Here is a 23,094-nt window from a genome sequence, read left to right as displayed (position 1 = left end):
CGTGTTCTCATGACAAGGCTTTGCGGATCGCCGGGTTCCCGCGCTACTGCAAATTTCAGCGCCTCCTGCGGCGCGGCGGCTAACCCGCCGCAGCCCGCCCGGCGGGATCGAGAAACCCGAGCAGCCGGTCGCGGATCAGGCGTTCTGCGTCGGCCATGATCCGGTCGATCAGTTCCTTGACGGTGGGAATATCGTGGATCAAGCCTGCCACCATGCCGCAGCTCCACGCGCCCGCGTCCATATCGCCATCGATCATGACCTTGGGATAGACGCCGGCAACCACATCGTGAATATCCTCGATCTTGAGCCCGGCCCCCTTTTCGCGCTCGACGTCGAGCAACCGCTCCACGGCGGAATTGTCGAGGACGCGCTCGGTGTTACGAAGCGCGCGCATGATGAGCCTGGTGTCGAGTTCGGTGGCCGCAACCAGCGCCTTCTTGACGTTGTCATGCACCGGGGCTTCCTTGGTTGCGATAAACCGCGTGCCCATGTTCATTCCCGAAGCGCCCATCGCCAACGCCGCGACCAGGCTGCGTGCGTCAGCCATGCCGCCCGAGGCTACGAACGGAATCTTGAGCTTTTCCGCGGCCCGCGGCAGCAGAATCATGTTCGGCACGTCGTCTTCGCCGGGATGTCCGCCACACTCGAAGCCGTCAACGCTGACGGCGTCGCACCCGATCTTTTCCGCCTTCAGCGAATGCCGCACCGAGGTGCATTTATGGATCACCTTGATGCCGGCGTTCTTCAGCGCCGGCATGTACTGCTCCGGGCTGCGTCCGGCGGTCTCCACGACCTTGATCCCGCCTTCCCGGATCGCCGCGATGTATTCGGGATAGGGCGGTGAGGTAAATGCCGGCAGGAACGTCAGGTTCACGCCGAATGGCTTGTCCGTCATGTCATGACATCTGGCGATTTCCTTCGCCAGCAGTTCGGGGGTTCGCTGCGTCAGGCCCGTGATGATGCCGAGGCCCCCGGCATTCGAAACCGCGGAAGCAAGTTCGGCAAACCCCACATAATGCATGCCGCCTTGTATGATCGGATGCCGGATGCCGAACATTTCGGTGATGGCTGTCTTCATCGCACTGTCCCCTGACGTCATGAACCGCTGCCCGGTGTCAAACAATCCTGCTGGTCCTGTCGACCCAGTAACGATCGCGCAAACCTCGCTTGTAAAGCTTGCCGGTCGGCAGCCGCGGCAGTGCAGGATCGAAGTCGATCGATCGCGGGCATTTCTGGCGCGACAGATGCTCTTGGCAGAAGCCGATGAGTTCCTGGGCGAGTTCGTCGCAAGCGTTGATGCCGGGCATCGGTTGAACGACCGCCTTGACCTCTTCGCCGAGATCGGAATTTGGCACGCCGAACACCGCCGCGTCCGCGACCTTGGGGTGGGTGACCAGCAGGTTTTCGCATTCCTGCGGATAGATGTTGACGCCGCCGGAGATGATCATAAAGGACGAACGGTCGGTGAGATACAGATAGCCGTCATCGTCGACATAGCCGATGTCACCGACCGTGCTCATCGCGCCGTCCGGCGACCGCGACCGGGCGGTCTTGTCCGGATCGGGGTCGTTGAAATATGCGAACGGCGTCGCGGTCTTGAACCAGATTTCGCCGGGCACGCCCTTGGCGCATGGCTTCATCTCGCCGTCCAGGATGTGCAGGTCGCCGAGCAGCACCTTGCCGACCGTTCCGCGGTGCGCAAGCCACTGCTCGCTGTTGCAGGCGGTGAAGCCGAGGCCTTCGGTCGCACCGTAATATTCATGGATGATCGGGCCCCACCATTCGATCATCCGTTCCTTGACCTGAGCAGGGCAAGGCGCCGCGGCATGGATCGCGATCTCGAGCGACGACAGATCGTACCGCTTTCGGACCGCGTCGGGCAGCTTGAGCAGCCGGCTGAACATGGTCGGCACAAGCTGGCTGTGCGTAACCTTGTAGCGCTCGATCAACTGCAGATACTGCTCCGGATCGAAGTGCTCCATGATCACGACGGTAGCGCCGTTGCGGATGGCCAGCGACACCGCCGCCTGCGGCGCCGAGTGATACAACGGCGCCGGGGACAGATAGGTCATGCCCTCGCGATATTGCCAAAGCCTGTTGAGAAAATCGAACAGAGGCAATGGCTGCGAGGGAGGATTTTCCGGCAACGGCCGCAGGATGCCTTTGGGCCGGCCGGTGGTGCCGGAGGAGTAAAGCATCGGCGTTCCCAACGACTCATCCAAGATCGGTGTGGCCGGATATGCGGAGACGGCGCGGTCCAGATCGATGAACGGCGCGTGGTCCGCGCCGCCATCGACGATCAGCAGCAGTTTGACGTCGGGGCATTGGCCGATCGCCCGCGCCGCGACGGCGTGGTTGGCGGTCGAAGTGATCAGCGCCTTGGACTGGCTGTTGTTCAGAATGAACGCCAGTTCATCGGCCATCAGATAAGAATTCACGCAGGTGTAATACAGTCCGGCCCGCTCGCCCGCGGCGCAGGCCTCGAGGTAGTGGCTGTTGTTCTCCATGAAGATCGAATAGTGATCGAGACGCGCCAGGCCGTGTGCGCGCAGGAGATGCGCCAGCCGGTTGCTGCGGGCATCGAGTTCGGCGTACGAAATCGCCTCGCCGGTGGTAGCCATGATAAAGGCCGGCTGGCTGGCGCGCTGCACTGCATGTTCTCCCGGATACATGAAGCGATGCCTCCCTTTCCTCCAGATGCTTTTGGTGCGGCATTTGGAGCCAATCAGGTTTTCGAGTCAATTCGTCCAAAACGATGGCGCAAACCGCGAGGTTCAGCCCTGCTTAAATCTGGCTGTCGGCGGCAACAAGACGATGTTTGTCGGGGCGACAGCAATGGAAACGGTGGTACCCGGCGAAACCGCTTCGTCTTCGGCCGGATTGAAGCGCACGATGTGCAATATCTGGCCGCCGAACATGACCTCATATTCAACCTTGTCGCCGAGATAGGTTCGGCTCCGGACGACCGCCGCCGGACCCGCGCTGGATCGGTCGATCGCAAGCGACTCCGGACGTATGACGACACGGACAGGGCTGCCCGGCGCAGGCACGCCTTCGGCCGGCATCACCAATAGTTCGCCGCCGACGTCGAGGCTGGCGCGGCCATTCGCCACGCTTAGCACCGTGGCGCGCAGCAAGTTTGCGCGCCCGATGAAGCCGGCGACGAAAGCCGATACGGGACGCCGGTAAAGCACTTCCGCGCTGTCAAGCTGAACGATCCTGCCGTCTTCCATCACGGCGATGCGGTCGGAAATCGCCATCGCCTCTTCCTGGTCGTGAGTGACGTAGACGGTGGTGATCTTCAGCGCCTGCTGCAGGCGCCTGATCTCGCCGCGCATCGATACCCGCAATTTTGCGTCCAGATTGGACAGCGGCTCGTCGAACAACAACACGCTGGGCCGGATCACGATCGCCCGCGCCAGCGCCACGCGCTGCTGCTGTCCCCCCGACAATTCGTTCGGCAACCGCTCGCCGAAACCCGCGAGCCCGACCAGTTCGAGCACCTCGTCGACCGCGCGCCGGATGTCGCTTGCCGGCCACTGCCGCACCTGCAGACCGTAGGCGACGTTGCCGAATATCGTCAGATGCGGAAACAGTGCATAGTTCTGGAATACAAAACCGATATCGCGCTGATTGGCCGGCACGCGGGTGACGTCGCGGCCTGCAATAAGGATGCTGCCGCCACTCGGCTCCTGAAAACCGGCGATCATGCGCAATGTCGTGGTCTTGCCGCAGCCGGATGGGCCGAGCAGCGTCAGCAACTCCCCGGGGCTCACCTGGAGATCGACGTTGCGCACCGCAACGATTTCGCCGCGGTTGCGATCCTGCATCGTCGCGGAAATGCCTTGCAGACGGATGCCGGCCGGTTCGCTGCGCTCGACCAAGTTCAGCCCTCCACGGCCGGAAGACGCAGGCCCGGCGCGGTCATCCGCCGCAACGCCCAGTTCAGGGCGCTGGTGACGATGATCACAACCGATATCACAAACACCGAGAATGCCGCCGCGGGCCCGAGCGATAATTCCGTCATGTTTTCGAGGATGCGCACCGTGATCAGCGTCCAGTTGATGGAGACCAAGAAGATGGTGGCGCTGATCGCGGTCATGGAGCGGATGAACACCACGCTCAAGCCGGCAAAAAATGCCGGCATGATCAGCGGCAGCATGACCCGGCGGAAGGTCATGAAACTGTTTGCGCCCAGGCTGAACGACGCCTCCTCGATGCTGCGGTCGATCTGCTGCAGCAATGCGACGGTGGTGCGAATACCGGTAGGGCTATAGCGGAACACATAACACGCGATGATGATCGCGGCGGTTCCGGTCAGCAGGAACGGTGGCTCGTTGAAGGTAAGGAGATAGGCGATGCCGACGATGGTGCCGGGCAGCGCATAATTCAACATGGTGACGATTTCAATTGCCTGGCGGCCGATGAATTGGGTGCGGGCGACCAGGTATCCGACGATGACACCATAGAGTCCGCCGATCGGCATGCCGATCAAGGCAATGATCAGCGTATCTCCGATGGCCGGCAGCCCTTCGGTGAAGATCACGCGATAATGCGCCAATGTGAGCGTGTGATCGGCACCGAACGACGTCACCAGGGAGGCCATCAGCAGCAGCGCGTAGAGATAAAGAATAAAGAGCACGACGGCGAGGCAAGACGCCGTCAGCGCCATGCCGGTCAATGGTGCCACGCTGCTTCGCGACGCCCCGGCGCGTCCTTTTCCTGTCATGGTCACATAGCGGCGGCGCGCGACCACCTTGCGCTGCACCACATACACGACCCCCGCCGGCGCCAGAAGCAGCAGCGACAGCATCGCGCCGCCTTTGAGGTCGAACATCCCGGTGATCTGCAGGAAGGCTTCGGTCGGCAGCACCGGGAAATCGTTGCCGGCCAGAATCAGCGGCGTTGCGAAATCGGCCAGCGACGCTGCAAACAGCAGCAGGAACGCGTTGGCGAGCCCCGGCACCGTCAACGACAGCGTCACGGTGCGGAATACCCGCCAGCGCGAACTGCCGAGACTGAACGCCATCTCCTCAAGATCGCCGCCGATGCCGGCCAGCATCGGCCGCAACGCCATGTAAGCCAGCGGAAAATAAGTAAGCGTTTCGGCAGCCAGCGTGCTCGCCAAGCCGTAGACCGCGGCGTTGTTCAGCCCCATCAGATCGTGGGTGATGAAACCGCGCGGCCCGAACGAAAACACAAATGCGATCGAGGTCGTAAACGGCGGAGAAATCAGCGGCAGCAGCGTCGCGATATCGAGCAGCCCGACCCAGAATCTGGGCGCAGCCGTCCGCTCCACCGTAAAAGCAAACAGGAAACCGAGAATCGTGCCGCAGATTCCGACCAGGGTCGCGAGCAGCAAGCTGTTGGCGAAGGCGCGAAGACTGCTTTTGCTGTGCACCGCCGCAATCAGCGGCGCGAGGGTAAAACCAGCGTCATCGCTCAACGCGCGGCGAATCAATTCAGCCAACGGATAGAGCACAAACACGCCCAGCAGCAGCCACAGCACCACGACCACCAACAGACGCAGCGGATCGCCCACGCCGCGCCATTGCGCCCGTGCGGTCTGTGCGCTCATCGGTCAGGTAGCGTTCAGGACTTCGGCGATCCAGCGCTGCACGATGCGCGCCCGGTTGGCGCCGGCCCAGGCATCATCGATCTCAATGATGTTGGCGCTTTTCAATACCGCGGCGAGGCCAGGCTCGGTCTCGACCTTGGGGTGCGCCGGAATGAAATTGATCTTGTTCGGCGCCAGCAGCGATTGCATCGCCGGACTGGTGGCCCAGTCGATCAGCTTCTTGCCGGCGTCCGGGTTTTTCGCGCCCTTGATCAGCGCGATGCATTCCGCCGCGGAGCCGATGCCCTCCTTCGGAAACGAAATCTGCACGTCATAGCCCTGTTGCCGCGTGAACAGCGCGTCAACGATGAAAAAAATGCCGCCGCCGGCTTGTCCCAGGCCGACCGGGAGCGTGCCGCCGCCGCCGCTCTTGGTATAGAGCTGCACGTTCTGTCGCAGCTTCTTCATATATGCAAAGGCCTCCTCCTCGTTGCGGTTGTGCACCTGGAGCACCGAGAAGATGCGTGTGACCGCGGTGCCCGAGGTACGCGCATCGGCCATCTGCAGCATATTCTTGTAGGCGGGATCGAGCAGGTCGTCCCATGACGCCGGCGCCTGCAGATTATTCCGCCTCAGGAACTGCGTGTTGGTCATGAACACCAGCGGATCGTCGGCGACCGCGGTCCAGGCGCCGCCCTTGTCCCTGAAGCGCGGCGGCAGTTCGGCGGCGCCGGGCGGAACATAGGGTTCGAAAATGCCCTGTGCCTGGCCGGCGGTAAAGGTCTCGACCGGTCCGCCGAACAGCACGTCGATCTGCGGATTGTTTTTCTCGGCAGTGACCCGCGCCAGCGCCTCGCCGGAAGAAAACCGGATGAATTTGACGCGAATGCCGGACGTCTTCTCGAACGCCTCCATCATCGGCCGGGCATAATTTTCCGGCCAGATCGAATAGGCATTCAGCATCTCGGCGGCGAATGCCTGCCGTGCAACGAAGGGCGTTGCCAGCATCGATCCCAACAGCGTCCGCCTGCTGACGCCGCGCGCGCGCGAAAACGCTGAACCGGAGACGCGCCGTGTTGCCGATGTGATCATTGGTCCTCACCTGCAGCTTTTTTGTGGGGTAAGTGTCGGGTTACCACCTCCCCGCTGTCAATGGGTTTGCGAGATCAGAATGTCCGCAATGGTTTTTCCCATCGCCGAGGTTCCGAGCGTGCCGCCAACGTCGCGCGTGCCGCGGCCGGCCTGCATCGCGGTCGCCACCGCATGTTCGACCGCACGTGCGGCCGCCTCGTATCGCGTGTCGCCGATACGCTCGCCAAACCAGGCCAGCAGCAGCGCCGCCGACAGAATCAGCGAAACCGGATTCGCCACATCGCGCCCGGCGATGTCGGGCGCCGAACCGTGCGCAGCCTGCGCCATGGCATGATCGCTGCCTGTATTGAGCGAACCGCCGAGGCCGAGGCTTCCGGACAATTCGGCCGTCAGGTCGGAAAGAATGTCCCCGAACATGTTGGTGGCGACGATGACGTCGAAACGGTCCGGCTGCCGCACCACATGCGCCATCATGGCGTCGACGAGGATGTCGTCCACTTCAAGGCCCGGGTAATCGCGCGCGATCTCGCGGCAGATGCCGAGGAACATGCCGTCGCCGATCTTCAGCACATTGGCCTTGTGCACGATGGTGAGATGCTTGCGCCGGCGAACGGCCTGCCTGCAGGCCGCATGCGCGATCCGCTCGCAGCAGTGCCGTGTGATCCGGCGCAGCGAGATCGCAACGTCCGGCGTGACCAGCATCTCGCCACCGCCCTGCGCCATGTTGCGGTCGGCATAAAAACCTTCGGTGTTCTCCCGTACTACCACGAGGTCGAAATCGCCGAACCGGTTGCGCAGGCCGGCATGGGTTTTGGCGGGGCGGATGTTGGCGAACAAATCGAGATGCTTGCGGAAAAACATCGACGGGTTGATCTCGCCTCTGCCCTCGTCCCTGAAATCAAACGTCGCCGCCGGGCCAAGGATCAGCCCGTCCGCCGCCCGAACGATGTCGAGAAGCTGCGGCCGCACGGTGGTGCCGAACTGGCGCAGGCTGTCGTGGCCTACCTCATGTTGTTCGATGGCCAGCTCGAGGCCGAACTTGGTGGATGCGGCGTGCAGCACGCTCAAGGTCGCGGCGGTGATCTCCGGTCCGATGCCGTCACCCGGTAGAACGATGAGACGCACGAGGATCCTTTCTTGCCGTTACCGGGCTCGACCCTGCTGGATTCACACATCTCGACCCGGCAATCCATCCTGTTTGAAGACTCGTGTGAAAAGCGTTAGATGAGGATCAAGTCCGTGATGGCCTGGTTGAGCCTCGCATAGAGTTTAAGCTCATCTGGCACCGATCTGGAAGGCCGGAGTTCGGGCCTGCTCGAGAACCGATGCGCCTTCTATCAAGTCTAAACCCGAACACGGGGATCAAGTCCGCGCATCGCGCCGTTTCTACATGCCGCCTCTGATACTGTGACCGGACTTTACGCCATCGGGACGTGAGACTAGGTTTCGGACCGCTAGGCGCGGAGAAGCAGGATGACACAACCCGGTGATGACTGGCGTGCGATCCACGAAATGGGTCACAGGAATTTTGTGGGCGGCAGTGACGAATATTGGGACTCTATCAGCACGCTTCAATTCGAATTCTTGAAGGCCAATGGCCTGCATCCAGACCATACCTTCTTCGACATTGGATGTGGTTCGCTGAGGGCTGGCACTAAGCTGATCCGCTACCTTGATCAGGATCGATACGTCGGCATCGACAAACACATAGAACTGGTCATCTATGGAGTGGCTGCGGAACTTGGGGTTGATGTATTTGGCGCTAAGCACCCCCGTTTCGTTATTACCGATCATTTCGAGTTCGATAAGGTCGACGCTCGTCCGGACTTTGCGATTGCTCAATCCCTGTTCTCCCATCTGAATGAGAGCGACATCCTGGAATGCTTGAACAGGCTGAAAGCGGTCGCCGCGCCGGGCTGCCGGTTCTTTGCTACGTTTTTTGAATCTCAACGCGAGACCGAATGGCGAAATCCGGCGCAGTCCCACTCGCATGGGCACTTCTGTTATACGCGCGCGAAGATGGAGGCCTTCGGCATCTCGGCGGGATGGGTGCCTTCCTACATCGGCGAATGGAATCATCCCCGTGGTCAGAAAATAATCGAGTTTCTGGAACGCTAGTCGGGTTACGAGTTTAAACGGATTCACGTCGGAATCCGGAAACGCGGCGCCGTTGTCCGCGCGAACGTGCGTCGAGCGGGTCCGTCATTGCCGGGCTTGACCCTATTAGATGCACACATCTCATCGTCATTACCGGTCTTGACCCGGCAATCCATCCTCTAAAAGCGTCTTCCAAAGGTGATGGATACGCGGGTCAAGCCCGCGCGTGACGAGCGCGAGAAGCCAAGGCCATTACCGCAAATGGCACGCCACCTGCTGTCCCGGCGCGATCTCACGCAGCGGCGGCGTCTCGGCCTTGCAGCGCGCTACCGCAATCGGGCAGCGCGTATGGAAGTGGCAGCCGGGGGGCGGACGAACCGGGCTCGGCACGTCGCCCTGCAGCGCCGGTGTCGTATCCCGGATGGCCGGGTCGGGCACCGGAATGGCCGACAGCAGCGCCTCGGTATAGGGATGGCCCGGCCGGGTGAAGATGGTCTCCTTGGCGGCAATCTCGACGATGCGCCCGAGATACATCACCGCGATGCGGTGGCTGATGTGCTCGACCACCGCGAGATTGTGCGAAATGAACAGATAAGACAGCTTCAGATCCCGCTGCAGATCCATCAGCAGGTTGATCACCTGCGCCTGAATCGAAACGTCGAGCGCCGACACCGGCTCGTCGCACACGATCAGCCTTGGATGGAGCGCCAGCGCGCGGGCGATGCCGATACGCTGGCGCTGGCCGCCGGAAAACTGGTGCGGATAATTTTTCATCTGCGCGCGTGAGAGCCCTACCCGGTCGAACAATTGCGCGACCCGTTCCCGCAATGCCTTGCCGCTCGCCAGATGATGGGCATGTAGCGGTTCGCCGACGATGTCGCCGGCGGTCATGCGCGGGTTGAGCGAGGAAAACGGATCCTGGAAGATGATCTGCAATTCGCGGCGGAACGGGCGCATCGCGCGGTTGCTCAAGCGCGTGATATCTTGTCCGGCGACGCGGATGGAGCCGCTGGTGGGCTCGATCAGGCGCAGGATGGCGCGGCCGACGGTGGATTTGCCGCACCCGGACTCGCCGACGAGACCAAGCGTCTCGCCTTCGCAAATCGCGAAACTGACGCCATCGACCGCCAGCACCTGGTCCGGCGGCCCGAGAAATCCGCGCCGCACCGCAAAATGTTTCTTCAGCTCGTCGACGACGAGCACCGGTTTGGTGATTGCATGTGCGGCCCCGGTGTCGGCGGCGGCGTCAATCACGGCTGCCTCCATCAGGGGAGCCCGGATGCCAGCACGCGGCCCAATGACCGGCGATCTTTTCTTCATAAGGCGGATCCTCGCTGCGGCAGCGAGCGTCGGCGCGCGGACAGCGCGGCGCAAAGGCGCATCCGGCCGGAAGGTTCGTCAGCGGCGGAACCATGCCGGGGATCTCCTGCAAGCGGCTGGTTGCGGCGGCCTCGCCGCGCAGCAGCCCGAGCCGAGGCAGCGACGCCAGCAGGCCTCTTGTATATTGATGCCGGGGAGCCGCGAACAGCGCACCGACCGCGGCTTCCTCCACCTTGCGGCCGGCATACATCACGATGACGCGCCGTGCGGTCTGCGCCACCAGCCCGAGATCGTGGGTGATCAGGATCATGGCGGTGCCAAGCTTGCGCTGCAAATCGACGATCAGCTCGAGGATCTGCGCCTGGACGGTGACGTCCAGCGCCGTGGTTGGTTCATCGGCGATCAAGACTTTCGGAGTGCAGGCCAGGGCGATGGCGATCATGACGCGCTGGCGCATGCCGCCGGACAGTTGATGCGGATATTGCCGGGCCCGCTGGGCCGCCTCCGGTATCCGCACCAGCGTCAGCAACTCGACCACCTGGGTCTGCAATTCGGTTTTTGTAAGGGTGCGGTGCAGTTTGAGGACTTCGCCGATCTGGCGGCCGATGGTCATCACCGGATTGAGCGAGGTCATCGGCTCCTGGAAGATCATCGAGATGTCGCGGCCGCGGGTGGCGCGCAGTTGGTCGTCGTCTAGGCCGAGAATGTCGACGCCGTCGAGGCGGACCGAGCCGCCGACGATGCGGCCGGGCGGATCGGGGATCAGTCGCATCAGCGAGAGCGCGGTAACGCTCTTGCCGCACCCGGACTCGCCGACGATTGCCAGCGTCTCGCCGCGCGTCAGCGAGAACGAGACATCGTCGACGGCCTTGACGGCACCCGAGCGCGTGAAGAACACCGTTTTTAGCGCGTTCACCTCGAGAACGGGTTGGGCGTTCGCGATATGCAAAGCCTCGCCGGCAGCGCGCACCCCTATTCGTTGGTCCGGCTGCGACTGCATCAGCTTCGCAGCCGGGGATCGAGCATGTCGCGCAACGCGTCGCCGAGCAGGTTGGCGCCGAACACCACGAGGCTGATGGCCAGGCCCGGAAAGATCACCAGCCAGGGCGCCGCGCGCATATATTCCGCCGCCGATTCCGACAACATCCGTCCCCATGACGGATAAGGCTCGGGCACGCCGAGGCCCAGGAAGGACAGCGACGCTTCGACCAGGATGGCCGAGCCGAACTGCGCGGTCACCAGCACGATCAGCGGTGCCAACGTGTTGGGCAGCACATGCCAGATCGCGATCCAGGTTTCGCTCAAGCCGATGGCGCGCGCGGCCTCGACGAACGGCATTTCCTTCAAGGCCAGCGTATTGGACCTCACGATGCGCGAAATACTGGGCACCAGCGGAATCGCGATGGCGATGATGGTATTACGCAATGACGGGCCGAGCGCCGCCGCCATCACCAGCGCGGTCACCAGCAGCGGCAGCGATTGCATCATGTCGATCAGGCGCTGCACGATCAGGTCGAGCCAGCCACCGAAATAGCCCGACAGCAGGCCGACCGGCACGCCGACCAGGCAGCCGAGCAGGGTCGAGCCGAGGCCCACGGCCAGCGAAATCCGCGAGCCGCCCACAATCCGGCTGAAGATGTCGCGGCCCATGAAATCGGCGCCGAGCCAATGCACCGCACCCGGCAGCGCCAGCGAGGCGCCGCGATCCGTCGATGTCGGATCGAACGGGCTGATGGCGCCGGCGAAGATCGCCGTCAACACGAAGACGATGAGGATCGCGGCACCGGCCGCACCCAGCGGATAATGACGCGCGAGAAACCGGGCGGCCTGCCGGCGATTGGAGATATTGGCGCCTGCCTTGGCAAGCTCGGCACCGTGTTCCAGCACCGTCATGATGCGTACCGGATGCGCGGATCGAACAGCGTATAGGCGATGTCGACCAGGAAATTGATGCAGACGACGATGACGGCGATGAACATTACCAGGTTCTGCACGATCGGGTAATCGCGCGAACGTACCGCCTCCACCAGGAAACGGGCGACGCCGGGGATGTTGAACACCGTCTCGGTCACGATCAGGCCGCCGATCAAAAACGCCGCCTCGATGCCGATGATGGTGATTACCGGCAGCATGGCGTTACGCAGTGCGTGATCGTAGTTGACCGCAGGCTCCGATGCGCCCTTCGAACGCGCGGTGCGGATGTAGTCCTGGCGCAGCACTTCCAGCATCGACGACCGCGTCAGCCGCATCATCAGCGCCGAGCTGCGAAAGCCGACCACCAGCGCCGGGACGCAGAGCAGCCCGAGTTCCTTCCAGACGCTGTCCGCCGGCTTGTTGTAAATCGGTATCCAGCCGAACACCTGGACAAACAGCAGCAGCACGAGAAGGCCGAGCCAGAACGACGGCAGCGACAGGCCGCTCAGGCTCAGCACCCGCAGGCAATAGTCCAGCGGCGTATTGCGCTTGACCGCGCTGACGACGCCGAGCGGAACCCCGATCGCGACCGCGAACAGCAACGCCAGCGCGGCAAGCTTGGCGGTGACCGGAAGGCGCGGCGCGATCTCCTCGACCGCCGGACGTTCCGAGATATAGGCGTAGCCGAAATCGCCGTGGGCGAGGCCGCTGATCCACTGCCAGTACTGAAACAGCAGCGAACGATCGAGGCCTAGTTCATGTTCGATCTTGAGTTTCTGCGCGCCATCGACGATGCCCGCGGAATCCACCAGGATATCGGCGATGTTGCCGGGAACGAGACGGAGTGCGATGAAGATCAGCACCGACATGCCGAACAGCGTCAGCACCATCAGCATGAGCCGGCGCAGCAGATAACCGCCCATCACGGCGTTCTCCTGCTGCCGGCCGAACCAGCTCCGCCGTCATGGTCGGGCTTGTCCCGGCCATCCACGTCTTTCTGGCTGAGAGACCGCCAAGACGTGGATGCCCGGCACAAGGCCGGGCATGACGAGCTCAACGGTAAAGCCATCATGCAGGCACGACGGCGGCATGTATAGCTGAAACCATCATTGCGAGTGAAGCGACGAAGCAATCCAGTTCTTGCTTCTGGATTGCTTCGCTTCGCTGGCAACGACGTAAACATTCATATCCCTTTCAATGACGAAGTTGTGGCTTAGAAAAAGACTCCTCTTTTCACCTGTCGAGCCAGACGTCCTCGAAGCGCGTGTTGTTGTAGATGCTGTTCTCGTGCATGGTAAAACCCTTCACATGGGGCTGCCAGCAGGTTCCGCCGCTGTCGTGCTCGATGATCGGCCGCGCCGCGTCTTCGACCAGCAGGTTTTCGATGTCCCACACCATCTGCCTGCGCTTGTTCTTGTCGATTTCCTTGGATTGCTGGAAGATCAGCCTGTCGACTTCGGGATTGCAGTATTCGGTGTAATTTCGCGCGGACTTGCAGGTGTAGTTCTCCACCAGATTGGCATCGGGATCGTCCAGCGCCACGCCGGTCAGGTTGAGGCCGACCTGATAATCCTTGCGGCCGATCTTGGTGTACCATTGCGGCGTATCGACGTTCTCGAGTTCGCCGTCGATGTAGATCTTCTTGAACTGGTCGATCAGAAGCACCGCCGGATCGCGGTACACTGGAATGTTGCGGGTGGCGACCTTCACTTTAAGGGGCTTGGATGGACCATAGCCGAGCCCCTCCATCAGCTTGCGCGCCTGGCTGAGATTCTTCTCGATGTCGGGACCGTATCCGGCAAGCTTCTCCAGCCGGTCTTTCGGCATCGCCCATTCGCCCGAAGGCGCCGGCAGCATGGCGCCGCCGATGGTTCCGCTGCCTTCGTTAAGAATGTCGTTGAACGACTTGCGGTCCAGCGCCAGCGACATCGCCTTGCGGATATCGGCATTGTCGAACGGTGGCGAGGCGCGGTTGACGAGCAGGTTGATCGAAACCCCGGTGGACCTGAATTCGCAGACCGCCTTCGGCGCTTGGCTTTTCATGTCCTTCATCAGCGGCGCCGAGATATCGGTAGGAAACGTCAGGTCGAATTCGCCGGTGGTGAAGGCCAGGATGCGGGTCGAGCGGTTCTCGATGATCTTGATGTCGATGCCATCGAGATAGGGCCGGCCCTTTTTGAAGTAATCGGGATTGCGGGACAGCCTTATCTGGTCACCGCGCTTGAATTCGACAAACTTGAACGGCCCGGTTCCTATCGGGCGGGTGCGCATTACCTGCTGCGGTACATGGCAGGGATAGATCGGCGAATATCCGGATGCGAGCAGGAGCAGGAACGACGGCTGCGGCGTTTTTAGATTGAAGGTAACTTCATTGTCGCCATTGGTGGTGACGTCGTCGAGATTGAAATACCAGACCTGGCGCGGATTCTTGCGGAAATCCGCAGCCTCCCCCTTGCCGATCAGCATGTTCCAGGTGCACTGCACGTCCTTGGCTGTGAAGGGCTTGCCGTCATGCCACTTGGCGCCCTCGTGCAGCTTGAAGGTCAGCCTTGTGTTGGTCGGATCCCACGACCAGCTTGTCGCCATGTCCGGCACTACGGTATCGGCGCTCTCGTGGGACTTGGTCGGATCGAACATCACCAGGTTGTTGAAGATCGGCATGAACGGCGCGTTGACCGACACCGTCGCTTCCTCGAGAATCGACGCGCTCGGCGGGTTGTCGCGGTGATAGAAGCGCAGCGTGCCTCCCGCCTTTTGCGCCGCCGCCGGTCCGGCAACAAGCGCGAATGCAAGCAGCGCGAGGGACGTTGATCTCAGGCAAGCCGACATGACATTCCTCCCGGCGGAACCGCGACGCAGATGTGTTTTTCGAATTGCCGGCGAACCTATCACGGCTGCGCCCGGGGACAATGCTCCGGATGACTAAGGTGACGACAAAAACCGACACGACTATTTGTTATTTGTGTCATGCGCGGGCTTGACCCGCGCATCCATCGTTCTCCACACGAGTCTTTCGAAGCGGATGGATTGCCGGGTCAAACCCGGCATTGACGGGATTGATCGAAGGAACACCCCGCAATGAGCTTCGGCACTCATCGAGATGTATGCGGAGTATGAGCTCGGTCGTCGCGCCTATTTCAGCGCCAGCACCGCCGGATCGGTGACGCCGAGACCTTGGCAGAGGTCTTCCAGCGCACGGCAATGAAAGCGGGCATCGGCCTTCTCCCATCATCTTGCGAGGAAGCCTGACGATACGCAGCCTGAGCATAGTCGCGCAACAGGGCGCGTCATTGCATCCGGGGCTGGCGCCGGGTCCGGCCTGGATTTGCACCTGCGAAGAACGGGTTGACGATGCATTGCGCTGCGCGGCCGGAGGCGGACATTTTGCATTGCTGCATCGATGTATAGCCGCAGGAAATCGCGTTGCCGAACCGGCCAAAGGTCTGCAGGCATATCGGATACGCCGGATCGTATGTCTGCGCCTGTGCTGACGCCGCGGCCAACGTCAGCGCAATTGCCAGGACCGGCTTGGCGAACGCACGCATAAGGAGCCTCCTTGCAAGGACTGATGCCTGGCAAACTTTATCGTAACACATCTCCGAGCCGTAGGGTGGGCAAAGGCGAAGCGCCTGCCCACCATTGTTGTCCTGATGCGTTATGAAAACGGTGGGCACGCCGCCGGCCGCGCGTTCGCGCGCAAACGACTTTTGCCACCTTACACACGGCTAACCCCGCGTGACGTAGACGGACCGCAAAACCGCGCCTAGACTGGTGCCCATCGACGTCTGAACCAACGGGCGCGGAAACAACGATCCGGCTGACCGCCGGGCCATCCAGGGAGACAACCATGCACCGAATTTTACGGCGTAATGCCGCGTTGCTACCTGCCGTCGCCGCGTCGGCACTGGCGCTGGCAGCCCCCGCCGCCGCCCAGGAAACCTTCAAGCTCGGCATCGTGACTTTCCTGTCCGGCCCTGCGGCGGACAGTTTCGGCGTGCCCGCCCGCAACGGCGGCCAATACGTCATCGAGCAGTTGAACAAAGGTTCGGCGCCGCCGCCTTACGACAAGGTGGGCTTCGGCGGAATGAAGATCGAGCCGGTCATCATCGACGAGAATGGCGGGGCCACCAAGCAGGTGCAGGAACTGCGCAACCTCTATCAGCGCGACAATGTCGACGTCGTGCTCGGCTATATCGGCTCCGGCGACTGTCTGGCGGTGGCGCCGATCGCGGAAGAACTGAAGAAGATGCTGGTGCTCATGGATTGCGGCACGCCGCGCATCTTCGAGGAGGCGAAATACAATTATGTGTTCCGCACCGCCGCCCACGCCACCATGGATAATGTCGGCCTCCTCAGATACATGAAGGCAAAGAACATCAAGATGGATACGCTGTCGGCCATCAACCAGGACTACGCCTGGGGCCAGGACAGCCGCGCCGACTTCGTCGCCGCCGCCGGGCAGCTCTATCCAAATGCGAAACTCCAAACCGACCTGCTGCCGAAGTTCGGCGCGGGCCAGTACGGCACCGAAATCTCGGCACTGGTCGGCGCCGGTTCCGACGTGGTCTATTCGAGCCTGTGGGGCGGCGATCTGCAGGCTTTCATTTTGCAATCGGTGCCGCGCGGACTTTCCAAGCGCAGCCAATTGGTGTTCAGCGCTTCCGATCACGTGCTGCCGCCGCTCGGCGACAAGATGCCCGACGGCGTCATCATCGGCGCCCGCGGCGCCTACGGGCTGATGTCGCAGAAGTCGCCGATCAACGACTGGTTCTTCAAAGGCTACGAAGCTGCGAATAACATCTACCCGGTGCAGGCCGCCTACCGCATGAGCCAGGCGATCCTTGGACTGAAGGCTGCGGCCGAAAGAGCCATGGCCGGCAACGGCGGCAAGAAACCGTCGACCGATGAGCTGGTCGCCGCCATGACCGGGCTGGAATGGCAATCGCCGGGCGGCCTGATCCAGATGAAGCTCGCCGACGGCCACCAGGCAATCCAGCCGATCGCCTTCAGCCGCACCAAATACAATCCGGATTCGAAACGGGTCGACTTGATTGATATCCAGTACTTTCCCGCCGAGTGCGTCAATCCGCCGCCCGGCGTCAAGGCGCTGGACTGGATCAGGGGCGGCATGGCTGGCGCGAAGTGCGATTAAAGCATCGTAGCTTCCGGTGAAAACGACCCAGACATTCAGGTCACCTCTCCCCGCTTGCAAAGAGAGGCCGGATCGCATCGCTAGATGTGATCCGGGTGAAGGGGATTATCCGCAAGCGCTCAGTCTGTGGAGAATCCGCCTCACCCCGACCTTCTCCCCGCGGGCGGAGAGAGGAAGAATTGATTCCCGATGAATCTCGTTCTCACCATCATCGTGGACGGCCTGATCGAGGCGTCCTGGTTGTTCATCGTCGCGCTCGGGCTGACGCTGGTGTTCGGCGTGCTCAAAATCCTCAACATCGCGCATGGCAGTTTCTATGCGCTGGGCGCCTATGTCGCCGCCAGCACGGTGACGATGGCTACCGCGAAAGGACTGCCGCCCGCCCTCAGCTTCGTTGCTATGCTGCTTGCGGCCGCCTTCGTTGCATCCGCGGTCGGGCTGATGCTGGAGCGCGGCCTGCTCAAGATGTTTTATGGCCGCGATGAGGTGGTGCTGCTGCTGGTGACTTATGCCGTGTTTCTGCTGCTGGAGGATCTGACAAAACTGATCTGGGGCGTCAACCCGATCTACGCGACGCAGCCTTACGGCCTGTTCGGCAACGTCTCCTTCGGCAGGCTGTATTATGTCAGCTATGACCTGATGCTGATCCCGATTTCGATTTTGAGCGGCGTGGCGGTATGGTTCGGGTTGAACCGGACCATCAGTGGCAAGATCGTCTCGGCCGTCATCCACAACGCCGAGATGAGCGCCAGCATGGGCGTGAAGGTGAAGCGCGTGTACGCCTTCGCCTTTGCGTTCGGCGTGCTGTTGGCGGCGTTCGCAGGGGCGCTCACGGCGCCAAAGATTTCCGTGCAGCCGGGTTTAAGCTCCGACGTCATCATCCTGAGTTTCGCCATCGTGGTGATCGGCGGGCTCGGCAGCATCGAGGGTGCCGCGGTTGGTGCGATCCTGGTCGGGCTTGCGCGCGCCACCTCGGTGCATCTGCTGCCGCAGGCCGAACTGTTCATGATCTATTTCATCATGACGGCGGTACTGATGTTCCGCCCCGAAGGCCTGTTCAAGCGCGAGACGGCAAGGCGGATCTGATGAAGCACGGCCTGCATCCCGGCGTCATGGCCGGGCTGGTGATCGCGGCGGCGCTGTTCGGCCGCGTGCTTCCGACCTGGACGCTGTCGCTGGCCACGGTGGCCGCTTCCAACGCCCTGATCGCGCTCGGCATCGTGGTGCTGGCGCGCACCGGCAACGTGTCGTTCGGCCAGGGCCTGTTCTTCGCCGCGGGCGGTTATGGCGTGGCAGTGATCGCCAAAGCCTCAGGCATCACCGATGCGGCGACGCAGGTGGCCATCGGCGCTATCTGCGGCGGCCTGCTCGGCCTCGTGATCGGCCCCTTGATCGCACGCTATACCGGCATCTTCTTCGGCATGCTGACGCTGGCACTGTCGATGGTGCTATATGGTGCGCTGGTCAAGTCGGCGGCACTCGGCGGCTCCGACGGATTCAACATCGGGCGGCCAAGCCTGTTCGGCATGGTCTTCACCGACGCCCGCGAAGCGGATTTCATGCTGTACGCGGTTTCGGTCGTCACCACCGGCCTCGCCGGCATTGCCGCAACCATCCTGTTGCGCTCCGAACTCGGTCTCGCCAGCCTTGCGGTGCGGGAAAACAACCTGCGGGTCGAGTATCTCGGTCTGTCGGCGAACAGGATCGTTACCATCAACTTTGTGATCGCCGCGGTATTCGCCGGAGCCGGGGGTGCGCTCACGCTGATGGCGCAACGCCACATCGACCCGCAATTCGCGTACTGGACCACCTCCGGCGAATTCGTGTTCGTGGCCGTGCTGGCCGGATATCAAAGCGTGGCCGCGGTGTTCGTCGCCTCGATGGCGCTCGAACTGGTCCGCTCTTTTTCGAACCTGTATCTGCCCAACACCTGGCAACTGGTGCTCGGCGTGTTCCTGCTTGCTGTTATCCTGTTCTTGCCGCGTGGCATCGGCTCGCTCTGGATCAGGGACCGCCGTGGCCGGAAACGCCGGGCAGCGCCAGTTGCCGTCGCGGCCGACAAGAGAGCACTGTCGTGACCCCGATCCTATCGGTGCGCGGGCTCGACAAGCGCTTTGGCGCGGTGGTCGCGGCTGACGCACTGACGCTCGAACTCGCGGCCGGCCAGAGGTTGAGCCTGATCGGCGCCAACGGCGCAGGCAAGACGACGTTCGTCAACATGGTGACCGGTTATTTGAAGCCCGATGGCGGCGCAATCGTGCTCGATGGGATGAACCTCGTCGGGCGCTCGCCCAGAGACGTGGCGCGGCTCGGCATTTCCAGGTCGTTCCAGATACCGCAGTTGTTCATCGAGCTGACGGCGTGCGAAAACCTGGGCGTCGCGATTTCCGGCGCGCGCAGCCACCGGCTGTCGTTTCATTCGCCGGCGGATGCGCAAGGCAGGCGCGACGCCGCGGTCGAATTGCTGGCGCGGTTCGGACTTTCCGACCAGGCCGACCGTCCGGTCTCGGAGCTCGCGGGCGGCGTGCGGAAACTCGTCGATATCGCCATGGCGCTGGTGCGGCGTCCCAAACTGCTGCTGCTGGACGAACCGACCTCCGGAGTTTCGGCGGAGGAGAAATTCGTTACCATGGACCGCGTGATCCATGCCGTCGCACCTGATGCCGCGACCATCGTCTTTGTCGAGCACGATATGGACATCGTCGCCCGCTACGCCGACCGCGTCGTGGCGTTCTACAGCGGCCGCATCCTTGCCGACGGTGATCCGAACCACGTATTGAAGGACCCGGAAGTGCGGCGCTACGTCACCGGAGGCGGACGATGAACGGCGCCGCGCCATTGCTCGAGATCGATCATCTGGTGGTCGAAATCCAATCGATGCCGGCGCTGCGCGGCTTCTCGATGGACCTGGCGCGCGGCACGATGGTCAGCCTGGTGGGCCGCAACGGCGCCGGCAAAACCACCTTGATGCGCTCGATCATGGGCCACCTCGCGCTTGCGCAAGGCAGCGTGCGGTTTGAAGGCGCCGATCTCGCAGCCATTCCGCGCCACGCCCGCGCCGGCCTCGGCATCGGCTACATGCCGGAGGATCGCGGCCTGGTCCCGCAGCTGACGGTCGAAGAAAACATCCTGTTGCCGCTATGGGTGGCCAGGCATCTCGACCGCAAGGCGAGGCTGGACTTCGTCTATGAAGTGATCGGCGAACTCGCCGAGATGCGCAGCCGCAAGGCGCTGCTGCTCAGCGGCGGCCAGCAGAAACTGGTCGCGCTTGGCCGCGCCCTCGGCATCGGCACCAAATGCCTGCTGCTCGACGAGCCGTTCGAGGGCATAGCGCCGGCGCTGTCGGAACGGCTGTCCGAAGTGCTGGCCTCGCTGAAGGGCGGGGATCTGACACTGTTGATGTCGCAATCCGACATGAACCACTCCCGCGGGCTGACCGACGTCGAGTTCACGATCGAACGCGGCGCGAATCTGGCCAATCAAGCCGCGCCGTAACGTCGTGCCGGCGCAGGCGGGGACCCATACGCCGTCGTTGATGATGGCGAAAGCGGTAGTGACTTTTACCCGCGCGGGGACGACGCGGTTATTGGAGCGGCGCAGTGAGCCTCAAGACCGCCATTGCTGTCGCTGCCCCCCGATGACGGCCGCCGCATTGGACATTATGGTACGCTTGGCTTTAATCGGAGGCGAACTGCCATGCTGCTGCGATGCTTATCCGCCACGCTTGCATTGCTGGGGGCGCTGATCGCGCCGGCGGCGGCGCAGGATGCCGCACGCGGCAGCGAATGTCTTGCGATGGCGAATGCGCCGTCGCTCGCCACGCCGGTCAGTCTCCGCCGCACCGCGGCAACGGCCGAGGAGGTCGCGATCAGCTATGCCGGCCATTCGACCTACGTCATCGACACGCCCGGCGGGATTCGGATCGCGACCGATTACAACGGCGCCTACCGGATCGGCCGGCTGCCCGAGGTCGTCACCATGAACCGGGCCCACGGCACACACTATACGCTGTTCCCGGATCCCCGCATTCCCCACGTGCTGCACGGCTGGGGCGACGGCGGGCAGCCGGCGAAAATCGCGCTCCGCGTCGGCGACGTGCTGATCCGCAACGTGACCACCGACATCCGGCGATATTTTGGCGACGATTCGAACGGCGAGATGATCAAGGACGGCAACTCGATCTTCATCTTCGAGGTTGCCGGCCTCTGCATCGGCCATCTCGGACACCTGCACCACAAGCTCGACGACAGCCATTTCGCCGCGATCGGCCGGCTCGACGTCGTAATGGTGCCGATCGACGGCAGTTATACCATGTCGCTCGATGGCGTGTCCGACATCACCCGCCGGCTGCGCGCTTCCGTGGTACTGCCGATGCATCGCTTCGCCACCCCGCTCGACGACTTCATGCGCCGGATCGGCCGGGATTTCGAGATCGATGCCCGTACCGAGCGGACGTTGCGGATATCGCGGGAATCGCTGCCGCGCGCGCCGACGGTGATTATTCTCGACGGGGTCTGATCCGCAGCGTACGGCGGATTAGCACAACGTATCCGCTCCGGTCCCCGCCGACATCGCGGCGAGAAGACCGCATTGTTCGCAAAACGGCAGCCGAGTCTACCGGCCCAGGCTCCCCTGACAAAGACCGCTTCTTCCCCCGCGCTTCCAACGGCACGGTTCGGACGAAGCGCTTTGGTCAGTAACGGTAGGGCTCGATCTGCAACAGCGGAAATGCGCTGAACACATGCGGCAAACCGGTCGGCGTTGCCGCGTGCAGATAGGATTTATCGAGTTCGGCGAACGAATTGACGCCGAGAAGCCCCAAACAACGTTGCACCTCGTCTTCCAGCAACTCCAGCATCCGCACGATCCCGGCTTCGCCTGCCGCCGCCAGCGCCCAGCATTGCAGGCGCCCAAGACCGACGAGATCGGCGCCGGCCGCTATCGCCTTGACGATGTCGGTGCCGCGGCAAAACGACCCATCGACCATGATTTTCGCACGGCCGCCGATAGCGGCGACGATTTCGGGCAGCACATGCATGGCTCCGCGGCCGTGATCGAGCTGGCGTCCGCCATGGTTCGAGACGTAGATCCACTCGATGCCATGATCGATCGCAATCGCCGCGTCTTCCGCAGTAGCGATGCCCTTGATTACCAGAGGAACCTTGTATTTGTCCTTGATGCGTTTGACGGTCCGCCAGTCCAGTCCCATCTGGAATTCGCGCCCGCTGACGTCGCGGCGGTTGGCGCGGACATAGCGCTTGGCGAGATCGCGTTCGCGCCGGCTGTAATGCGCGGTGTCCACAGTCAGGCAGAACGCGGCATAGCCGTTGGCGATCGCCCGTTCGATGCGATCTTCGACGAACGCGTGGTCGCCGCGGACATAAAGCTGATAGATGCGCAACGCGCCGGGCCCAGCCTTGGCGACATTCTCCAGGCCGGGTTCGGACACAGAGCTCAGCATATGCGCCGCGCCGAACCTATCGACGCCGCGAACGACCGCAGCGCCGCCGCCGGGATCGAACGTCTCCAGCGCGCCGACCGGCGCCAGCAGCACCGGCAGCCGCAGTCTGCGGCCCATCACCTCGACCGAGGCGTCGACATTGCCGACATTGCGCAGCACGCGCGGCCGGAACGCGATCTCGTCGAGCGACATCCGGTTGCGATGCAGCGTCGTCTCGGTCTCGGTACCGCCGACGATGTAGTCCCACGCGTTCTGATTGAGATTGGCGCGCGCCTTGGCGACGAGTTCGTGCAGGTTCTGGAAGTCGCCCGCCGCGGTGCCGGCTTCGACTGGTGCCGTTTTATTGGTAATTCCGTCGGTCATGTCACGCTACCGGTGTTCCAAGGAAACTGGAAACCGTATAACGCCGGACCCCACCGATCGCAATGTGGCAGCCCTCTTCTTCGACCCGGCTCGGTGGAGCGCGGCGAATCCCGGGCTTTAATGCGCCGTGCAACTTCG

The 23,094-nt window shown here is 62.6% G+C and carries 20 protein-coding genes; 7 read left to right on the top strand and 13 right to left on the bottom strand.

What is annotated here, in order from left to right; all coding sequences use genetic code 11:
• Positions 1–79: 79 nt before the first annotated feature.
• From ACFE72_RS02130 to ACFE72_RS02105, 6 genes are all read right to left on the bottom strand, one after another.
• Positions 80–1,078 (bottom strand): NAD(P)H-dependent flavin oxidoreductase, encoded by a 999-nt coding sequence (locus ACFE72_RS02130; RefSeq protein WP_375411385.1) that lies wholly within the window; start codon positions 1,076–1,078, stop codon positions 80–82.
• A 37-nt stretch (positions 1,079–1,115) separates the two neighbouring features.
• The gene (locus ACFE72_RS02125; protein ID WP_375411384.1) at positions 1,116–2,672 is read right to left on the bottom strand and encodes an AMP-binding protein; all 1,557 of its coding nucleotides are present in this window, start codon (positions 2,670–2,672) and stop codon (positions 1,116–1,118) included.
• A gap of 102 nt (positions 2,673–2,774) precedes the next feature.
• Entirely contained in the window at positions 2,775–3,830 is a 1,056-nt protein-coding gene (locus ACFE72_RS02120) for an ABC transporter ATP-binding protein (RefSeq protein ID WP_375411485.1), read from the bottom strand.
• 56 nt (positions 3,831–3,886) lie between these two features.
• Complete coding sequence (locus ACFE72_RS02115; RefSeq protein ID WP_375411383.1) at positions 3,887–5,578, bottom strand: ABC transporter permease; 1,692 nt, start codon at positions 5,576–5,578, stop codon at positions 3,887–3,889.
• Positions 5,579–5,581: 3 nt separating this feature from the next.
• Positions 5,582–6,649: an ABC transporter substrate-binding protein gene (locus ACFE72_RS02110; protein ID WP_375411382.1), complete on the bottom strand. Its 1,068-nt coding sequence runs from the start codon at positions 6,647–6,649 to the stop codon at positions 5,582–5,584.
• Between the two features lie 57 nt (positions 6,650–6,706).
• A complete protein-coding gene (locus ACFE72_RS02105) occupies positions 6,707–7,774 on the bottom strand; it encodes an isocitrate/isopropylmalate dehydrogenase family protein (RefSeq protein WP_375411381.1) in 1,068 nt (355 codons plus the stop codon).
• A 348-nt stretch (positions 7,775–8,122) separates the two neighbouring features.
• Here ACFE72_RS02105 and ACFE72_RS02100 point away from each other — a divergent pair, with 348 nt between their 5' ends.
• Complete coding sequence (locus ACFE72_RS02100; RefSeq protein WP_375411380.1) at positions 8,123–8,767, top strand: hypothetical protein; 645 nt, start codon at positions 8,123–8,125, stop codon at positions 8,765–8,767.
• A gap of 231 nt (positions 8,768–8,998) precedes the next feature.
• Here the strand turns inward: ACFE72_RS02100 and ACFE72_RS02095 are convergent, their stop codons facing one another.
• From ACFE72_RS02095 to ACFE72_RS02070, 6 genes are all read right to left on the bottom strand, one after another.
• Positions 8,999–9,961, bottom strand: a complete 963-nt coding sequence (locus ACFE72_RS02095; protein WP_375411484.1) for an ABC transporter ATP-binding protein — start codon at positions 9,959–9,961, stop codon at positions 8,999–9,001.
• A 31-nt stretch (positions 9,962–9,992) separates the two neighbouring features.
• The gene (locus ACFE72_RS02090) at positions 9,993–11,066 is read right to left on the bottom strand and encodes an ABC transporter ATP-binding protein (protein ID WP_375411379.1); all 1,074 of its coding nucleotides are present in this window, start codon (positions 11,064–11,066) and stop codon (positions 9,993–9,995) included.
• The gene (locus tag ACFE72_RS02085; protein ID WP_375411378.1) at positions 11,066–11,959 is read right to left on the bottom strand and encodes an ABC transporter permease; all 894 of its coding nucleotides are present in this window, start codon (positions 11,957–11,959) and stop codon (positions 11,066–11,068) included. Before ACFE72_RS02085 ends, ACFE72_RS02090 begins: the two co-directional genes overlap by 1 nt.
• The gene (locus ACFE72_RS02080; RefSeq protein ID WP_375411377.1) at positions 11,956–12,903 is read right to left on the bottom strand and encodes an ABC transporter permease; all 948 of its coding nucleotides are present in this window, start codon (positions 12,901–12,903) and stop codon (positions 11,956–11,958) included. Before ACFE72_RS02080 ends, ACFE72_RS02085 begins: the two co-directional genes overlap by 4 nt.
• A 310-nt stretch (positions 12,904–13,213) precedes the next feature.
• On the bottom strand, positions 13,214–14,809 hold the full coding sequence (locus ACFE72_RS02075) for an ABC transporter substrate-binding protein (protein ID WP_375411376.1): 1,596 nt from the start codon (positions 14,807–14,809) through the stop codon (positions 13,214–13,216).
• A gap of 458 nt (positions 14,810–15,267) precedes the next feature.
• Entirely contained in the window at positions 15,268–15,525 is a 258-nt protein-coding gene (locus ACFE72_RS02070) for a DUF3551 domain-containing protein (protein WP_375411375.1), read from the bottom strand.
• Between the two features lie 302 nt (positions 15,526–15,827).
• On the opposite strand from ACFE72_RS02070, the gene ACFE72_RS02065 reads away from it, so the two are divergent.
• From ACFE72_RS02065 to ACFE72_RS02040, 6 genes are all read left to right on the top strand, one after another.
• Positions 15,828–17,132, top strand: a complete 1,305-nt coding sequence (locus tag ACFE72_RS02065; RefSeq protein WP_375411374.1) for an ABC transporter substrate-binding protein — start codon at positions 15,828–15,830, stop codon at positions 17,130–17,132.
• 189 nt (positions 17,133–17,321) lie between these two features.
• Positions 17,322–18,218 (top strand): branched-chain amino acid ABC transporter permease, encoded by an 897-nt coding sequence (locus tag ACFE72_RS02060; protein WP_375411373.1) that lies wholly within the window; start codon positions 17,322–17,324, stop codon positions 18,216–18,218.
• Complete coding sequence (locus ACFE72_RS02055) at positions 18,218–19,210, top strand: branched-chain amino acid ABC transporter permease (protein WP_375411372.1); 993 nt, start codon at positions 18,218–18,220, stop codon at positions 19,208–19,210. The genes ACFE72_RS02060 and ACFE72_RS02055 overlap by 1 nt, the downstream gene beginning before the upstream one ends.
• On the top strand, positions 19,207–19,956 hold the full coding sequence (locus tag ACFE72_RS02050; RefSeq protein ID WP_375411371.1) for an ABC transporter ATP-binding protein: 750 nt from the start codon (positions 19,207–19,209) through the stop codon (positions 19,954–19,956). Before ACFE72_RS02055 ends, ACFE72_RS02050 begins: the two co-directional genes overlap by 4 nt.
• The gene (locus ACFE72_RS02045; protein WP_375411370.1) at positions 19,953–20,627 is read left to right on the top strand and encodes an ATP-binding cassette domain-containing protein; all 675 of its coding nucleotides are present in this window, start codon (positions 19,953–19,955) and stop codon (positions 20,625–20,627) included. Before ACFE72_RS02050 ends, ACFE72_RS02045 begins: the two co-directional genes overlap by 4 nt.
• Positions 20,628–20,831: 204 nt before the next feature.
• A complete protein-coding gene (locus ACFE72_RS02040) occupies positions 20,832–21,650 on the top strand; it encodes an MBL fold metallo-hydrolase (RefSeq protein WP_375411483.1) in 819 nt (272 codons plus the stop codon).
• A 175-nt stretch (positions 21,651–21,825) separates the two neighbouring features.
• Here ACFE72_RS02040 and ACFE72_RS02035 read toward each other — a convergent pair whose 3' ends face one another.
• Positions 21,826–22,956 carry an alpha-hydroxy acid oxidase gene (locus ACFE72_RS02035; RefSeq protein ID WP_375411369.1) on the bottom strand — a complete coding sequence of 377 codons (1,131 nt, stop codon included), beginning with the start codon at positions 22,954–22,956 and terminating at the stop codon, positions 21,826–21,828.
• Positions 22,957–23,094: the final 138 nt, after the last annotated feature.

Source organism: uncultured Bradyrhizobium sp., from assembly GCF_964252615.1.
Classification (GTDB): Bacteria; Pseudomonadota; Alphaproteobacteria; order Rhizobiales; family Xanthobacteraceae; genus Bradyrhizobium.
Note: the sequence above shows the minus strand (reverse complement) of the source record. Positions and strands in the feature narration are given on the sequence as shown.

Bases quoted from the DNA above. Each gene is read 5' to 3' on its own strand.
- ACFE72_RS02130 (WP_375411385.1), bottom strand. From the start codon at position 1,078: ATGAAGACAGCCATCACCGAAATGTTCGGCATCCGGCATCCGATCATA.
- ACFE72_RS02125 (WP_375411384.1), bottom strand. From the start codon at position 2,672: ATGTATCCGGGAGAACATGCAGTGCAGCGCGCCAGCCAGCCGGCCTTT.
- ACFE72_RS02120 (WP_375411485.1), bottom strand. From the start codon at position 3,830: ATGCAGGATCGCAACCGCGGCGAAATCGTTGCGGTGCGCAACGTCGAT.
- ACFE72_RS02115 (WP_375411383.1), bottom strand. From the start codon at position 5,578: ATGAGCGCACAGACCGCACGGGCGCAATGGCGCGGCGTGGGCGATCCG.
- ACFE72_RS02110 (WP_375411382.1), bottom strand. From the start codon at position 6,649: ATGATCACATCGGCAACACGGCGCGTCTCCGGTTCAGCGTTTTCGCGC.
- ACFE72_RS02100 (WP_375411380.1), top strand. From the start codon at position 8,123: ATGACACAACCCGGTGATGACTGGCGTGCGATCCACGAAATGGGTCAC.
- ACFE72_RS02090 (WP_375411379.1), bottom strand. From the start codon at position 11,066: ATGCAGTCGCAGCCGGACCAACGAATAGGGGTGCGCGCTGCCGGCGAG.
- ACFE72_RS02085 (WP_375411378.1), bottom strand. From the start codon at position 11,959: ATGACGGTGCTGGAACACGGTGCCGAGCTTGCCAAGGCAGGCGCCAAT.
- ACFE72_RS02080 (WP_375411377.1), bottom strand. From the start codon at position 12,903: ATGGGCGGTTATCTGCTGCGCCGGCTCATGCTGATGGTGCTGACGCTG.
- ACFE72_RS02075 (WP_375411376.1), bottom strand. From the start codon at position 14,809: ATGTCGGCTTGCCTGAGATCAACGTCCCTCGCGCTGCTTGCATTCGCG.
- ACFE72_RS02070 (WP_375411375.1), bottom strand. From the start codon at position 15,525: ATGCGTGCGTTCGCCAAGCCGGTCCTGGCAATTGCGCTGACGTTGGCC.
- ACFE72_RS02065 (WP_375411374.1), top strand. From the start codon at position 15,828: ATGCACCGAATTTTACGGCGTAATGCCGCGTTGCTACCTGCCGTCGCC.
- ACFE72_RS02060 (WP_375411373.1), top strand. From the start codon at position 17,322: ATGAATCTCGTTCTCACCATCATCGTGGACGGCCTGATCGAGGCGTCC.
- ACFE72_RS02055 (WP_375411372.1), top strand. From the start codon at position 18,218: ATGAAGCACGGCCTGCATCCCGGCGTCATGGCCGGGCTGGTGATCGCG.
- ACFE72_RS02045 (WP_375411370.1), top strand. From the start codon at position 19,953: ATGAACGGCGCCGCGCCATTGCTCGAGATCGATCATCTGGTGGTCGAA.
- ACFE72_RS02035 (WP_375411369.1), bottom strand. From the start codon at position 22,956: ATGACCGACGGAATTACCAATAAAACGGCACCAGTCGAAGCCGGCACC.